We start from the raw sequence: 15041 nt of genomic DNA on the forward strand, positions 1-15041 counted from the left end.
GCGGCGCCGCCGGGGGAGACCCGGCCGACGACGCCCTCGTGCGGGCCACCGAGGCCGCCATGTGGGCCGGCGTCGCCGCCCTGGCGACGGGCCGGCGCCTCGGCGACGTGGGCACCGCCGTCGAGGCGGCCGTGGAGCTGGCCGGCGCCGCCGGCGCCGAGCTCGGCATCGTCGAGGAGTACGTTGGCCACGGCATCGGCACCGCCATGCACCAGCCGCCGGACGTGCTCAACTACCGCACCTCGGACCGGGGGATGCGGCTGCGGCCGGGCATGTGCCTGTGCATCGAGCCGATGATCACGCGGGGGAGCGGGGCCACCCGCGAGCTCGAGGACGGCTGGACCGTGGTCACCGCCGACGGCTCCCGCGCCGCCCACTGGGAGCACTCCGTCGCGATCCTCGAGGACGGCATCAGCGTGCTCACGGCGCGCGACGGCGGCGCCGAGCGGCTCGGCGCCCTGGGCGTCGACGTCGTCCTCCTGGACTGACCCGCGAGGTACCGACTCCGCCCCGAGCGAGTGACCCGCGGCACCCGGGGCGCGGTTCCCCCTCCAGGATCCGTCCGCTAGGATGGCTCGTCGGGTGTAGTCCGTCCGCGCCCGCTCGCGCCGCGGTGCCCAGCCCTGCGGCGAGGGACCGGCAGGACGGCAGCACTCGATCCCACGTCATCACCACGCCCGCGGCCTTGCCGCGCGGTGCGAAGGGGCCTCGCCCCCAGGCGTGGGAGCAGTCGAACGTACCGGACGAGAGTTAGCGGAGGACATGGCAAAGAAGGACGGTGTCATCGAGATCGAGGGCAGCGTGATCGAGGCTCTGCCGAACGCGATGTTCCGCGTCGAGCTCGCCAACGGTCACAAGGTTCTCGCTCACATCTCGGGCAAGATGCGTCAGCACTACATCCGCATCCTCCCCGAGGACCGGGTCGTGGTGGAGCTGAGCCCGTACGACCTGTCCCGTGGCCGGATCGTCTACCGCTACAAGTAGTCAACCGTCACGTCCTCCCGGGTCTCCGGGCGGATCCCACCACCGACCACGCCGACACCCGCGGTGCGAGCCACGGGGTCCTCGAACAGTTGTGACGGCTGTCCGGGGCCGAGGCGGCGAAGGAAACACACATGAAGGTCAAGCCGAGCGTCAAGAAGATCTGCGACAAGTGCAAGGTGATCCGCCGGCACGGTCGCGTCATGGTGATCTGCGAGAACCTGCGCCACAAGCAGCGCCAGGGCTGATCGCAGCACCCCGGTGACGGCAGCGCTCGCCGTCGCCCCAGCGCACCACCACGAACCTCGTCCGCACGCCCTGCGTGCGGGCAGGGGAACCCCCGGTCCGGAGGCCGGGGCCCGCGGACCTCGCGGGAGGGCGGTGCGGCAGACCTCCGGACGAAGTTCAGGAGCCGGAAGGCACATGGCACGTCTTGTCGGCGTCGACCTCCCCCGCGAGAAGCGGCTCGAGGTTGCGCTCACCTACATCTACGGCGTCGGCCGTACCCGCGCCCAGCAGACGCTGGCCGCGACCGGGATCAGCCCGGACCTGCGCGTGCGCGACCTCGGCGACGCCGAGCTCGTCGCCCTGCGCGACTACCTCGAGGGCAGCTTCAAGCTCGAGGGTGACCTCCGCCGCGAGGTTGCGGCCGACATCCGCCGCAAGGTCGAGATCGGCACCTACCAGGGTCTGCGTCACCGCCGGGGCCTGCCGGTGCGCGGTCAGCGCACCAAGACCAACGCGCGCACCCGCAAGGGCCCGAAGCGCACCGTCGCGGGCAAGAAGAAGGCCCGCTGACGTCAGCAGCCGCGTAGCGGGCTGACGCCCGCCGCCGGTCCGACGACCTCAGACCAGGAGATCACCACACATGCCTCCCAAGACTCGTGCCGCCGCCGGCACGCGCAAGCCGCGTCGCAAGGACAAGAAGAACGTCCCGCTCGGCCAGGCGCACATCAAGAGCACGTTCAACAACACGATCGTCTCGATCACGGACCCGTCGGGCGCCGTGATCTCGTGGGCCTCGGCCGGCCACGTCGGCTTCAAGGGCTCGCGCAAGTCGACGCCGTTCGCCGCGCAGCTGGCTGCCGAGGCGGCCGCCCGCCGCGCCCAGGAGCACGGCGTCAAGAAGGTCGACGTCTTCGTCAAGGGCCCGGGCTCCGGTCGCGAGACCGCGATCCGCTCCCTCCAGGCGACCGGCCTCGAGGTCGGCTCGATCCAGGACGTGACGCCGCAGGCCCACAACGGTGTCCGGCCCCCGAAGCGTCGCCGGGTCTGACCTTGTCCCGGCCGGCCGGGCCGGGGGCCCGCCGCGGGAGCGTCTCGTCGTCGACGAGGTCTCCCCGGCGCTCCCGCGGCCCGGCCGGCAGAACCCTGCCCGGGCGGACGGACGGAGTCCCGCCCGGGACGCGAGTGATCGCGGATCCGTGATGCGTCATATGGCGGACGCACACTGAAAGGACAACCACCGTGCTGATCGCACAGCGCCCCACCCTGACCGAAGAGGTCATCTCGGAGCACCGTTCGCGTTTTGCCATCGAGCCCCTGGAGCCCGGCTTCGGGTACACGCTCGGCAACTCGCTCCGCCGCACCCTGCTGTCGTCCATCCCGGGCGCTGCCGTGACCTCCATCCGCATCGACGGGGTGCTCCACGAGTTCTCCACCGTGCCGGGGGTCAAGGAGGACGTCACCGAGATCATCCTCAACATCAAGAACCTCGTCGTCTCCTCCGAGAACGACGAGCCCGTCGTGATGTACCTGCGCAAGCAGGGTGCCGGTGCCGTCACCGCCGCGGACATCGTGCCGCCGGCGGGCGTCGAGGTGCACAACCCCGACCTGCACATCGCCACGCTGAACGACAAGGGTCGCCTCGAGATCGAGCTGACCGTCGAGCGTGGCCGTGGCTACGTGTCCGCCGCGCAGAACAAGATGGCGGACGCCGAGATCGGGCGCATCCCCGTCGACTCGATCTACTCGCCGGTCCTCAAGGTCACCTACAAGGTCGAGGCCACCCGTGTCGAGCAGCGCACGGACTTCGACAAGCTGATCGTCGACGTCGAGGCGAAGCCGGCGATCTCGCCGCGCGACGCGCTCGCTTCCGCCGGCAAGACGCTCGTCGAGCTGTTCGGCCTCGCCCGCGAGCTGAACACCGAGGCCGAGGGCATCGAGATCGGCCCGTCGCCGACGGACTCCGCGCTGGCCGCGGACCTGGCGCTGCCGATCGAGGAGCTCAACCTCACCATCCGTTCGTACAACTGCCTCAAGCGCGAGGGCATCCACTCGGTGGGTGAGCTGGTCGCGCGCAGCGAGGCGGACCTGCTCGACATCCGCAACTTCGGCGCGAAGTCGATCACCGAGGTCAAGGAGAAGCTCTCGGAGCTCGGCCTGTCCCTCAAGGACTCGCCGGTCGACTTCGACGCTTCGGCCGCCTACTACGACGGTGGCGACGACGAGACCGCGTACACCGACGAGCAGCCGTACTGACGTCCCCGTCGCCGCGGCCTAGCGCCGCGCGACGCGGAACCACCCTCAAGGAGAACCAAGAATGCCTACCCCCACCAAGGGTCCGCGGCTCGGCGGTGGCCCGGCTCACGAGCGCCTGATCCTCGCGAACCTGTCCACGGCGCTCTTCGAGCACGGCCGCATCACGACCACCGAGACGAAGGCGAAGCGCCTGCGCCCGCTGGCCGAGCGCCTCATCACGTTCGCCAAGCGCGGCGACCTGCACGCGCGTCGTCGCGTCCTGACGGTCGTGCGCGACAAGGGCGTGGTGCACACGCTGTTCACCGAGATCGCCCCGGCCATGGCCGAGCGCAACGGTGGCTACACGCGCATCACGAAGATCGGCAACCGCAAGGGCGACAACGCCCCCATGGCGGTCATCGAGCTCGTCACCGAGCCGGTGAGCCCGAAGCAGGCCGTCGTCAAGGAGGCCACGAAGGCCACCGAGAAGGCCGCCAAGGTCACCGAGCCCGCCGCCGACGAGACCGTCGAGGAGACGCCCGAGGCTCCGGCCGAGGCGGAGGCCACCGAGGCCCCCGCCGAGGCTGCCGCCGAGGGCACCGCGGACACCGAGGAGAAGAAGGAGGCCTGAGCCTCCCTCCGCTCCCGGGGCCGCGCCCCGGACCGCGCACGAGGGCCCCGCACCACGCCGGTGCGGGGCCCTCGTCGCGCCTCGGGCGCGGGGCCCTGTCCGTGGTCGTGATGGGGCGGGCCTCACCCCTGGGGCAGGTCCCAGGCGCGCGCGCCGCCGACGAGGGCGGCGGAGTTCGGCACGATGACGACGTCGTCGCCGAGCCGCGCGAGGGCGGCCGGCGTGATGCGCCGGGAGTTCCCGCCGCCGAGGTACAGCCGGTCCCAGCGGAACACGGGCCGCAGCCCGTCCACCACCGCCACCACCCGGCGGGACCACAGCCCGTCGCCCAGGCGCCGGCGCTCCGGCTCGCCGACGTACTGGTCGTACGTCGCGCCGCGGCGCACGGGCGCGTGGGACCACTCCAGGTGCGGCGCCAGCCGGCCGCCGTCGAACAGGGCGGAGCCGAGGCCCGTGCCCAGCGTGAGCACGAGCTCGAACCCGGACCCCGCGATGACGCCCGCCCCGTGCACCTCGGCGTCGTTGAGCACGAGCGCGGGGATGCCCAGCCGGGCGGCCACGGCGGCCTGGACGTCGAAGCTCGACCACGCCTCGAGCAGCTCCGGCTCGACGCGGGAGCGGGGGCCCGACCGGGTGATGTAGTGCGGCGTGTGCACGACGACGCCGTGGCGGAGCATGCCCGGCATGCCGACCGTCACACGGTCCGCGGCCGGCAGCCCGGCGGCGATCTCGGCGACGGTCTCGACGAGCAGCGTGGGCGGCAGCGGGTAGGGCGTCGGGACGCGCACGGGCGCCGCGTGCGCCGTGCCGGCGTCGTCGAGCACGTTCGCCTTGATGCCGCCGCCGCCGCAGTCGACGGCGAGGGTGAGGAGGTCGGGCATGCCCCCATGATGAGGGCTGCGCGCCGCGGACCGGCGAGAATGGTGCGGTGACGCCGACGACCGAGCCGACCCCCGCACCCGCCGCCGAGCCGATCGCCGAGCCGATCGCCGAGCCGATCGCCGAGCCGATCGCCGAGCCGGACGCCGAGCCGATCGCCGAGCCGATCGCCGAGCCGGACGCCGAGGCCGCGGCCGCCCGGCCGCGCGTCGCCGCCGTGCGCGTGCGGCTCGACCTGTCGTACGACGGGACGCACTTCGCGGGCTGGGCCCGCCAGCCGCGGCTGCGGACCGTGCAGGGGGCGCTCGAGGAGGGGCTCGAGCGGGTGCTGCGCACCCAGGCGCTGGGGCTGCCGGCGCCGCGCCTCACCGTCGCGGGGCGGACGGACTCGGGCGTGCACGCCCGCGGGCAGGTGGCGCACGTCGACGTGCCGGTCGAGCGGTGGGAGGCGCTGCCCGGCCGCTCCGACCGCGGGCCCGGGGACTCCCTGGTGACCCGCCTGGCCGGCGTCCTGCCGCCCGACGTCGTCGTGCACCGCGCAGCGCCCGCCCCCGCGGGCTTCGACGCCCGGTTCTCCGCGCTCTACCGGCGGTACGCCTACCGCATCGCCGACACCGCGTCGCTGCGCGACCCGCTGCGCCGCACCCACGTGCTGTGGGCGCGGCGGCCGCTGGACGAGGAGGCGATGCACGCCGCCGTGCAGCCGCTGCTGGGGCTGCGGGACTTCGCCGCCTTCTGCAAGCCGCGGCCCGGCGCCACGACGATCCGCGAGCTGCAGCACATGTCGTGGGAGCGGCCCGACGAGGGGCCCGACGCCGGGCTGGTGGTCGCGAGCGTGGTGGCCGACGCGTTCTGCCACAACATGGTCCGCGCGCTCGTCGGCGCGTCCGTGGCGGTGGGGGAGGGACGCCGGGACGTGCGGTGGCCGGCGGAGGTGCTCGCCTCGCGGCGGCGCGAGGCGAACGCGGCGGTGGTGCCCGCGCCGGGGCTCGTCCTCGAGGAGGTCGTGTACCCGGCCGACGACGAGCTCGCGGCGCGCGCGGACCGGGTCCGGGCGCTGCGGATGGACGAGGAGGTGGCCGACCCGGCGCTGCCCGCGCGGTGAGCGGCGCCGGGCCGGCGGGGGCCGGTCAGTCCGTCGTCTCGCCCGGGTCCTTCGTCCAGTGCACGGCGGCCTCCTCGGCCGACGCGGCGGCGCCGTCGATGCCGACGTCGGAGCCGTAGATCGAGTTCGTGCGCGAGCCGCCCTCCCCGGGGCCGAGGTCCTGCTCGGCGTCGGGGTCCGCCGCGATGCGCCCGGCGCGCATGGTGTCGGGGCGCGGGGCGTCGGCGTCCCACACCTCGGGCTCCTCGGCAGCCAGCCGGCGGTCCATCGGCTCGTCGTGCGCCTGCTCCCACTCGGTCTCGCCCCAGCGGCCGGTCATGTCCCGCTCGGGCGGGGAGTAGCCCTGGTCGAGCGGCTCCTCGCGCCCCGGGTAGGGCATCAGGGTGTCGTCGTTCGCGAGCTGGTTGGTGTCGCCCTCGGCGACGAGCTCCGGGTCGGGCCTGGTGGCAGGGGTCTCCTCGGTCATGCCTCCACCGTGCACCTGCGCCGCCGTCGTCGCAGCGCGAGGCCTCCGGCGCACGGCGGGACGGTCGGGGGGTGAGCGGCGTCGCTTTGACCCTGCTGCCTGCGCACCCCTAGACTGATGAGTCGTTGTGCTCCCGCTCCGACGTCCCGTGTCGACGGTGCGCCCACTCGCCGATGTCGACGCACGGCCAGGACGTCACCCGGAGCATCCCGCGCACAACACCTGACTCATCGGGCGCCGCTTCTCGCCCGACGACCCGAAACGAAAAGGTTACGAACCGTGCGTACGTACACCCCGAAGCCCGGCGACGTCCAGCGTGACTGGTACGTCGTCGACGCGACCGACGTCGTCCTGGGCCGCCTGGCCAGCCAGGTCGCCACGCTCCTGCGCGGGAAGCACAAGCCGACCTTCGCCCCGCACGTCGACGGCGGTGACTTCGTCGTCGTCATCAACGCCGACAAGGTCGCCCTGTCCGGCGACAAGCGGAACTCGAAGATGGCCTACCGCCACTCCGGCTACCCGGGTGGTCTGCGTTCCGTCGCCTACGGCGAGCTGCTCGAGAAGAACCCCGAGCGCGCCGTGGAGAAGGCCGTGCGCGGCATGCTCCCCAAGACCAGCCTCGGCCGTCAGCAGCTGTCGAAGCTGAAGGTCTACCGCGGCTCGGAGCACCCGCACGCCGCCCAGCAGCCCAAGCCGTTCGAGATCACCCAGGTGGCGCAGCAGGCCTGAGCCGCTGCCGCCGAGCTGAACGAAGGATTCTGACGTGGCAGAGACCACCGTGGACACCGAGCTGGAGAACGTCCCCAGCACCTACACGACCGAGACCGTGGCGGACGTCGCCGACCGCGGCCAGTCCATCACCGCCCCGGGCCAGGCCCTGGGCCGCCGCAAGGAGGCCGTGGCGCGCGTGCGCCTCGTCCCCGGCACCGGCCAGTGGAAGATCAACGGCCGCACCCTCGAGGACTACTTCCCGAACAAGGTGCACCAGCAGCTGGTCAACTCCCCGCTGAAGCTGGTCGAGGTCGAGGGCCGCTTCGACGTCATCGCCCGCATCGACGGCGGTGGCTCGTCCGGCCAGGCCGGCGCCCTGCGCCTGGGCATCGCCCGCGCGCTCAACGAGATCGACCGCGAGGCCAACCGCCCGGCCCTCAAGAAGGCCGGCTTCCTCACCCGCGACGCCCGCGTCGTCGAGCGCAAGAAGGCCGGTCTCAAGAAGGCCCGCAAGGCCCCGCAGTACAGCAAGCGCTGATCGCGCTCGCTCCTGCGAGATCGCACGACGGCCCCGTCGGACATCGTCCGGCGGGGCCGTCGGCCGTCCGGGGTGCGCCCGCGCGGCTCGGGCTGCGCGCGGCAGGGCGTCTACGATCGGACGAGTTTTTCACCACGAGGAGGATCCATGGCTCGACTGTTCGGCACCGACGGGGTGCGCGGCCTCGCCAACCGGGACGTCACCGCCGAGCTCGCCCTGGACCTGGGCAGCGCGGCCGCGCACGAGCTCGGCTCGTCGCCCGAGTTCACCGGCCGCCGGCCCCGCGCCGTCGTGGGCCGCGACCCCCGCGCGTCGGGCGAGTTCCTCGGCGCGGCGGTCACCGCCGGCCTGGCGAGCGCGGGCGTCGACGTCGTCGACCTCGGCGTGCTGCCCACGCCCGCGCTGGCCTACCTGGTCGGCGCGATGGAGGCCGACCTCGGCGTGATGATCTCGGCCTCGCACAACCCGATGCCGGACAACGGAATCAAGTTCTTCCAGCGCGGCGGGCTCAAGCTCGACGACGCGATCGAGGACAAGATCGCCGCGCGCCTGGGCGAGGAGTGGGAGCGGCCCACCGGCGCGGCCGTCGGGCGCGTGCGCGTGGACACCGGCATCGCCCAGCAGCAGTACGTCGCCCACCTCACCGCGAGCATCGGCACCACGCCGGACCACCGGCCGCTGGACGGCCTGCGCATCGCCGTCGACGCCGCCAACGGTGCCGCCAGCCAGGTCGGCCCCGAGGCGCTGCGCCTGGCCGGCGCCGACGTCGTCGTCATCAACGCCAGCCCCGACGGCCGCAACATCAACGAGAAGGCCGGCTCGACGCACCCGGAGCAGCTGCAGGCGGTCGTGGTGGCCGCGGAGGCCGACTTCGGCGTGGCGTTCGACGGCGACGCGGACCGCTGCCTGGCCGTCGACCACGGCGGCGTCCTCGTCGACGGCGACCAAATCCTGGGCATCCTCGCGCGGTCGCTCCAGCAGCGCGGCGCGCTGCCGCAGGACACCCTCGTGGTGACGGTGATGAGCAACCTGGGCCTGCTGCTCGCCATGAAGGACGCCGGGATCACCACGCTGCAGACCGCGGTGGGCGACCGGTACGTGCTCGAGGAGATGCGCGCGGGCGGCTACGGGCTCGGCGGCGAGCAGTCCGGGCACATCATCCTCGCCGACCACGCGACCACCGGCGACGGCGTCCTGACCGCCCTGCACGTCGCGGCGGAGGTGAAGCGGTCGGGCAAGCGCCTGGCCGACCTCGCCGCCGAGATCCCGCGCCTGCCGCAGACCCTGGTCAACGTCCGGGGCGTCGACAAGGCCCGGGCCGGCACCGACGCGGGCGTGCTCGCCGCGGTGGAGAACGCCGAGGCGCTGCTCGGCGAGACCGGCCGGGTGCTGCTGCGCCCGTCGGGCACCGAGCCGGTCGTGCGCGTCATGGTCGAGGCGGCCACGCAGACGCAGGCCGACGGGGTCGCCGAGACCCTCGCCGCCGTGGTGCGCGACCGGCTCGCCCTGTGACCGACCCGAGCCCGCTCGGCGGCGCCGGGTGGGGCGCGCCGGACCCGGAGCTGCGCGACGCCGTCGCCGCGCTCCTGGACGCGGTGGGCGACGGCGTGCTGCCGATCGTCCAGGCGGGCGACCCGGTGCTGCGCACCCCGGCGGCCCCGTACACGGGCCAGCTCGGCGACGTGCTGCCGCGCCTGGTGGAGGTCATGCGCCGCACGATGCACGCCGCCCCCGGCGTGGGGCTCGCGGCGCCGCAGGTCGGCATCGGGCTCGCGGTCGCCGTCGTCGAGGACCGCGGCGCGCCCGACGACCCGCGCGAGCGGACGGCGCTGCCGTTCCGCGTGCTCGTCAACCCGGACTACGCGCCGGCGGCGGGGCCGGACGGAGTCGACGGCGCGGACGGCGGGCGCGCGGCGTTCTTCGAGGGCTGCCTGTCGGTGCACGGGTGGCAGGCCGTCGTCGCGCGCCACCGGCGGGTGCGCCTCACCGGCCAGGACGCCGCCGGAGCGCCGGTCGACGAGGTGCTGACCGGCTGGCCGGCGCGCATCGTGCAGCACGAGACGGACCACCTGCGCGGCGAGCTGTACCTCGACCACGCCGAGACGCGGTCCCTGACGTCGAACGACAACCTCGTCCGGTACTGGTCGGCGTCGCCCGACCCGCGCCCGGCCGCCGACGCCCTGGGCTTCCCGCTGGGTCGACCGGACCCGGCCCAGGTGAACCACGGCCCAGGTGGACCCCGGCCCAGGTGAACCCCGGCCCAGGTGGACCCCGGCCCAGGTGAACCCCGGGTGAAGGTTCGAAGGATCAGGGTGGTCCCCGGGCAATCACCGATGATCCGGGGGCGGTGCGGAACCTAGGCTGGTCTCGGCACCGGCCGGTGCCGGCCGACCGGGTGGGGACGCCCGACCGACGCGAGGGACCGCCCATGGATCTGACGACGTTCCTGGACCAGCTGCAGGGCTGGATCCTCCAGCTCGCCGGGTCCCCCTGGGTCTACCCCGTCATGACGGCGCTGGCGACCATCGACGGCTTCTTCCCGCCGCTGCCGAGCGAGTCGGTCATCATCACGCTGTCCGTCGCCGCACGGTCGTCGGGCGAGCCGTGGCTGCCGGGCATCCTCATGACCGCGGCCGTGGGCGCCTGGCTCGGCGACCAGATCGCCTACCAGATCGGCAAGAAGGTGGGCACCGACCGGGTTCGCGTGCTGCGCACCCGCCGCGGCCGCGAGGCCGTGGCCTTCGCCCGGCACGCGCTGGCCCGGCGCGGGGCGTCGTTCATCATCGCGGCGCGCTACGTGCCCATCGGGCGCGTGGCGGTCAACATGTCCGCCGGCGCCGTCGGCTACCCCCGCCGCCGCTTCATGATCTTCTCCGCCATTGCCGCCGTCACGTGGGCGATCTACTCGATGCTCATCGGCGTCGTCGCCGGCGCGTGGTTCGAGCACCACCCGCTGCTGGCGATGGTCGTCGGCGTCGTGGTCGGCGTGCTGCTCGGCGTCCTGCTCGACCAGGTGGTGCGCCGGCTCACCCGCCGGAGGGCCGCCGAGCGCACCGAGGAGGCGCTCGCGCACGCCGTGGCGCCGCGGCCGGCCAGGCGCGACGACGTCGCGGCCTGACCCGGCGACCCAGGCGGCCGGCAGGGCAGGGATCGGCGACGGCGCCGACCGTCAGAGCTTGCGCAGGCGCACCCGCTGCACCGCGTGGTCGGTCCCCTTGGTCAGCACCAGGGTGGCCCGCCCCCGGGTGGGCAGGATGTTGTGCTCGAGGTTGGGGGCGTTGATCGACTCCCAGATCGACAGCGCCTTCTCGGTGGCCTCGACGTCGGACAGGTCGGCGTAGCGGCGGAAGTACGACTCCGGGCGGGAGAACGCCGTCTGCCGCAGCTTGAGGAACCGGTCCACGTACCACTGCCGGATGTTGCGCGTGCGCGCGTCGACGTAGATGGAGAAGTCGAAGAAGTCGCTGACGGCGACCGTCGGCTCGTCGGCGGCGCTCGGCCGCGCGGGCTGCAGCACGTTGAGGCCCTCGACGACGAGCACGTCCGGCCGGCGCACCACGACCTCGGCGCCCGGCACGATGTCGTAGGTGACGTGCGAGTAGACGGGCGCGCGCACCTCCTCCTGCCCGGCCTTGACCCGCGAGACGAACCGCACCAGCGCCCGGCGGTCGTACGACTCGGGGAAGCCCTTGCGCTCCAGCAGGCCCCGGCGGCGCAGCTCGGCGTTCGGGTAGAGGAAGCCGTCGGTGGTGACCAGCTCCACGTGCGGGGTCTCGGGCCAGCGGGCCAGCATCTCGCGCAGGATGCGCGCCGTCGTCGACTTGCCGACGGCGACCGAGCCGGCGACGCCGATGACGTACGGCGTGCGCGGCGCGGCCTCGCGCAGGAACGTCGAGGTGGCCCGGTGCAGGCCGGTGGTGGCGTTGACGTACAGGTTGAGCAGGCGCGACAGCGGCCGGTAGACGGCGTCGACCTCTGCGAGGTCGATGGGGTCGCCCAGGCCGCGCAGCCGCTCGACGTCGGCGTCGGTCAGCGGCAGCGGCGTGGACTCCGACAGGCGGCTCCAGGCGGCACGGTCGAGGTCGACGTACGGCGACACGGGCGCCGGGCCCACGAGCGGGGAGCCGGAGGGTGCGGTGCTGGACGCGGACGGCGCGGCGCCGGACGCGTCCTGGGGGAGGGCGGCCACGGACCGATTCTGCCGCAGCCCCGGCTCCCACCAGGACCGGGGCCGGGACGGCGGCGGGGACGGTGGCGAGGACGGGGTCGCGCACGGGGGCCCGGACGCCGCCCGGGGTGCCGTCATCCCGCCGCCCGGCGCCGCGCCCGGGACGGGACGGCCACCGGCGCGCCGGGCGCCGGCACGGCGACGTCGGCGAGGCGCTCCGCCAGCGCGAGGGCGTCCCGCGGCGCGTGCGCTTCGCCGTCGTTGTCGAGGTACACGACGACGTCGTGGCCGGCGTCGTGCCACGCCCGCACCCGGTCGGCCCAGGCGTCGAGCAGCGGCGGGTCGTACGCCGTGGCGTACAGCGGCTCGACGGGGCCGTGCAGCCGCACGTAGACGAGGCCGGCGGTGACGTGGTCGAGCACCGGCCAGCGCCCGGCGCCGTCGGAGACGACGAGCGCCACGTCGTGCTCGCGCAGCAGGCGCAGCGCCGCCGGGTCGGTGAACGACTCGTGGCGGGCCTCGAGGGCGTGCCGCAGCGGGCGGTCGACGTCGGTGTCCGTCCACGGCTCCGCCCGGAGCCGGTCGTCGTGCTCCTCGGCCAGCCGCCCGGCGGCGGCCGTGGACGTCGGCAGCGTGGCGAGGAACTCGGCCAGCACGTCCAGGTCCAGCCGCTCGCGCTCCGGCAGCTGCCACAGCACCGGCCCGAGCCGGTCGCCGAGCGCGAGAACCCCGCTGGCGAAGAAGTTGGCCAGCGGCACGCGGACGCCGCGCATCCGCTTCATGTGCGTGATGAAGCGCCCGCCCTTGACGGCGAACGTGAACCCCGGCGGCGTCTGGTCGCGCCAGGCGAGGTAGGACGAGGGCCGCTGCGTCGAGTAGAAGGACCCGTTGAGCTCGACGGTGGGGAACGTGGCGGCGACGTGGGCCAGCTCGAGGCGCTGGGGGAGCCCGGCGGGGTAGTAGCGGGCGCGCCAGGACGCGTAGCGCCACCCCGACAGGCCGATGCGGACGGACGGTTGCACGCCCCGACGCTAGGGCGCCCGGGCGCGGCTCACCCGCCCGGGCTCGGGAAGTCTCACCCGGCCGGGCCGGGCGGTGGGGGAAGTTCCCGTCGGCAGGTCCCACTAGAATCGCCCGCATGTGCGGAATCGTCGGGTACACGGGTCTCGGGCTGGCGGCAGGTCAGCAGGCGACGACCGAGACCACCCCGGTGCCCTCGGGGCACCCCCTGGAGGTGGCCCTGGAGGGCCTGCGTCGGCTGGAGTACCGCGGGTACGACTCGGCCGGCGTCGCGCTCGTCGGCCCCGGGCGCGACGACGTCGCGTTCGCCAAGAAGTCGGGCAAGCTCGGCAACCTCGTCGGTGAGCTGGAGGCACACCCGATGCCGGAGGCGACCTCCGCGATCGGGCACACCCGCTGGGCGACGCACGGCGGCCCCACGGACGTCAACGCCCACCCGCACCTCGCGGACGGCGACCGGCTCGCCGTCATCCACAACGGCATCATCGAGAACTTCGCCCAGCTGAAGAAGGAGCTGCTCGCCGAGGGCGTCTTCTTCCGCAGCGAGACGGACACCGAGGTGGCCGCCCAGCTGCTGGCGCGCGAGTACCGCCGCGCGGGCGACCTCACCGAGGCCATGGCGGCCACGGCACGCCGCCTCGAGGGCACCTTCACCCTGCTGGCCGTGCACGCCGACGACCCGCTGAAGGTCGTGGGCGCCCGGCACGACTCCCCGCTGGTGGTCGGCCTCGGCGAGGGCGAGAACTTCCTCGGCTCCGACGTCGCCGCGTTCATCGCCTTCACCAAGGAGGCGCTGGAGCTCGGCCAGGACCAGATCGTCACGATCACGCCGACGTCCGTCGACGTCGTCGACTTCCACAACAAGCCGGCGGAGGCCAAGCGCTTCACGGTCGACTGGGACGCGGCCGCCGCCGAGAAGAGCGGCTTCGAGTCCTTCATGGACAAGGAGATCCACGACCAGCCGCACGCCGTGGCGGACACGCTGCTGGGGCGCACCGACGTCGACGGCAACCTGACCCTCGACGAGATCCGCATCGACGAGGCCGTGCTGCGCGCGGTCGACAAGATCATCGTCATCGCGTGCGGCACCGCCGCCTACGCCGGCCACGTGGCCAAGTACGCCATCGAGCACTGGTGCCGCATCCCGGTCGAGGTGGAGCTCGCCCACGAGTTCCGCTACCGCGACCCGATCCTCAACGAGAAGACGCTGGTGGTGGCGATCTCGCAGTCGGGCGAGACCATGGACACCCTCATGGCCGTGCGCCACGCCCGCGAGCAGGGCGCCAAGGTGCTGTCCATCGTCAACACCCAGGGCTCCACGATCCCGCGCGAGTCCGACGCGGTGCTGTACACCCACGCCGGCCCGGAGATCGCCGTCGCCTCGACCAAGGCGTTCCTGTCGCAGATCACCGCCGCCTACCTGCTCGGCCTGTACCTGGCCCAGCTGCGGGGCAACAAGTTCGCCGACGAGGTCGCCTACCTGCTCGGCGAGCTGCGGGACGTGCCGGCCAAGATCCAGACGGTCATCGAGCGCGGCGAGTACGTGCGCGCGACCGCGCGGTCGATGCAGGACGCGACCTCCGTGCTGTTCCTCGGCCGCCACGTGGGCTTCCCGGTGGCGCTCGAGGGCGCGCTGAAGCTCAAGGAGCTGGCCTACATCCACGCCGAGGGCTTCGCCGCGGGCGAGCTCAAGCACGGCCCGATCGCGCTGATCGACGAGGGCCAGCCGGTGTTCGTCGTCGTGCCGTCGCCGCGCGGCCGCGACTCGCTGCACTCCAAGGTCGTGTCCAACATCCAGGAGATCCGCGCCCGCGGCGCCCGCACCCTGGTCATCGCGGAGGACGGCGACGACGAGGTGCGCCGGTACGCCGACGAGATCTTCTGGATCCCGCAGGTGCCGACGCTCATCCAGCCGCTGCTGGCCGTGGTGCCGCTGCAGATCTTCGCCATGGCCCTGGCCACCGCCAAGGGGCTCGACGTCGACCAGCCGCGCAACCTGGCCAAGTCGGTCACCGTCGAGTGACGCGCCGCCGGCTCGCCCGCTGACGGCGGGCGCCGGCCACGACGGCGGGGCGGTGGGGT

18 protein-coding genes are annotated in these 15041 nt (G+C 73.8%); 14 read left to right on the plus strand and 4 right to left on the minus strand.

Annotated elements, in window-relative coordinates:
- The 7 genes from U5M74_RS13565 to rplQ all read left to right on the plus strand — a co-directional run.
- On the plus strand, window positions 1-488 hold a 488-nt coding region (locus tag U5M74_RS13565), incomplete at its 5' end, for a M24 family metallopeptidase (RefSeq protein ID WP_410909468.1).
- 274 nt (window positions 489-762) lie between these two features.
- Complete coding sequence (gene infA / locus U5M74_RS13570; RefSeq protein WP_012877432.1) at window positions 763-984, plus strand: translation initiation factor IF-1; 222 nt, start codon at window positions 763-765, stop codon at window positions 982-984.
- Between the two features lie 131 nt (window positions 985-1115).
- Window positions 1116-1229, plus strand: coding sequence for a 50S ribosomal protein L36 (rpmJ, locus tag U5M74_RS13575; protein WP_009740505.1), 114 nt, complete (start codon window positions 1116-1118; stop codon window positions 1227-1229).
- A 175-nt stretch (window positions 1230-1404) separates the two neighbouring features.
- A complete protein-coding gene (gene rpsM / locus U5M74_RS13580; protein WP_069982082.1) occupies window positions 1405-1779 on the plus strand; it encodes a 30S ribosomal protein S13 in 375 nt (124 codons plus the stop codon).
- 70 nt (window positions 1780-1849) lie between these two features.
- Window positions 1850-2257, plus strand: coding sequence for a 30S ribosomal protein S11 (rpsK, locus tag U5M74_RS13585; protein ID WP_410909469.1), 408 nt, complete (start codon window positions 1850-1852; stop codon window positions 2255-2257).
- 191 nt (window positions 2258-2448) lie between these two features.
- Window positions 2449-3462 carry a DNA-directed RNA polymerase subunit alpha gene (locus tag U5M74_RS13590; RefSeq protein WP_410909470.1) on the plus strand — a complete coding sequence of 338 codons (1014 nt, stop codon included), beginning with the start codon at window positions 2449-2451 and terminating at the stop codon, window positions 3460-3462.
- Between the two features lie 61 nt (window positions 3463-3523).
- Window positions 3524-4072 (plus strand): 50S ribosomal protein L17, encoded by a 549-nt coding sequence (gene rplQ, locus U5M74_RS13595; protein ID WP_410909471.1) that lies wholly within the window; start codon window positions 3524-3526, stop codon window positions 4070-4072.
- 122 nt (window positions 4073-4194) lie between these two features.
- Here rplQ and U5M74_RS13600 read toward each other — a convergent pair whose 3' ends face one another.
- Window positions 4195-4953, minus strand: coding sequence for an ROK family protein (locus U5M74_RS13600; protein ID WP_410909472.1), 759 nt, complete (start codon window positions 4951-4953; stop codon window positions 4195-4197).
- A 164-nt stretch (window positions 4954-5117) separates the two neighbouring features.
- Here U5M74_RS13600 and truA point away from each other — a divergent pair, with 164 nt between their 5' ends.
- Window positions 5118-6056: a tRNA pseudouridine(38-40) synthase TruA gene (truA, locus tag U5M74_RS13605; protein ID WP_410909527.1), complete on the plus strand. Its 939-nt coding sequence runs from the start codon at window positions 5118-5120 to the stop codon at window positions 6054-6056.
- A gap of 25 nt (window positions 6057-6081) precedes the next feature.
- On the opposite strand, the gene U5M74_RS13610 is transcribed toward truA, so the two are convergent.
- Window positions 6082-6522, minus strand: a complete 441-nt coding sequence (locus U5M74_RS13610) for a DUF5709 domain-containing protein (RefSeq protein WP_410909473.1) — start codon at window positions 6520-6522, stop codon at window positions 6082-6084.
- Between the two features lie 279 nt (window positions 6523-6801).
- Between U5M74_RS13610 and rplM the strand changes: the two genes are divergently transcribed.
- The 5 genes from rplM (at window position 6802) to U5M74_RS13635 (ending at window position 10889) form a co-directional block, all read left to right on the plus strand.
- Window positions 6802-7251 carry a 50S ribosomal protein L13 gene (rplM, locus tag U5M74_RS13615; RefSeq protein WP_410909474.1) on the plus strand — a complete coding sequence of 150 codons (450 nt, stop codon included), beginning with the start codon at window positions 6802-6804 and terminating at the stop codon, window positions 7249-7251.
- Window positions 7252-7285: 34 nt separating this feature from the next.
- Window positions 7286-7771: a 30S ribosomal protein S9 gene (rpsI, locus tag U5M74_RS13620; RefSeq protein ID WP_410909475.1), complete on the plus strand. Its 486-nt coding sequence runs from the start codon at window positions 7286-7288 to the stop codon at window positions 7769-7771.
- A 147-nt stretch (window positions 7772-7918) separates the two neighbouring features.
- Entirely contained in the window at window positions 7919-9283 is a 1365-nt protein-coding gene (gene glmM, locus U5M74_RS13625) for a phosphoglucosamine mutase (protein WP_410909476.1), read from the plus strand.
- Entirely contained in the window at window positions 9280-10023 is a 744-nt protein-coding gene (locus U5M74_RS13630) for a peptide deformylase (RefSeq protein ID WP_410909477.1), read from the plus strand. Before glmM ends, U5M74_RS13630 begins: the two co-directional genes overlap by 4 nt.
- Before the next feature lie 176 nt (window positions 10024-10199).
- A complete protein-coding gene (locus U5M74_RS13635) occupies window positions 10200-10889 on the plus strand; it encodes a DedA family protein (RefSeq protein ID WP_410909478.1) in 690 nt (229 codons plus the stop codon).
- A 51-nt stretch (window positions 10890-10940) separates the two neighbouring features.
- Here the strand turns inward: U5M74_RS13635 and coaA are convergent, their stop codons facing one another.
- Both coaA and U5M74_RS13645 read right to left on the minus strand, forming a co-directional pair.
- Complete coding sequence (gene coaA / locus U5M74_RS13640) at window positions 10941-11978, minus strand: type I pantothenate kinase (protein WP_410909528.1); 1038 nt, start codon at window positions 11976-11978, stop codon at window positions 10941-10943.
- Window positions 11979-12073: 95 nt separating this feature from the next.
- Complete coding sequence (locus U5M74_RS13645) at window positions 12074-12961, minus strand: DUF72 domain-containing protein (protein WP_410909479.1); 888 nt, start codon at window positions 12959-12961, stop codon at window positions 12074-12076.
- 116 nt (window positions 12962-13077) lie between these two features.
- Between U5M74_RS13645 and glmS the strand changes: the two genes are divergently transcribed.
- A complete protein-coding gene (gene glmS, locus U5M74_RS13650; RefSeq protein ID WP_410909480.1) occupies window positions 13078-14982 on the plus strand; it encodes a glutamine--fructose-6-phosphate transaminase (isomerizing) in 1905 nt (634 codons plus the stop codon).
- The last annotated feature ends 59 nt before the right edge of the window (window positions 14983-15041 follow it).

Source organism: Puerhibacterium sp. TATVAM-FAB25 (assembly GCF_046535855.1).
Lineage (GTDB): Bacteria > Actinomycetota > Actinomycetes > Actinomycetales > Cellulomonadaceae > Puerhibacterium > Puerhibacterium variabilis_A.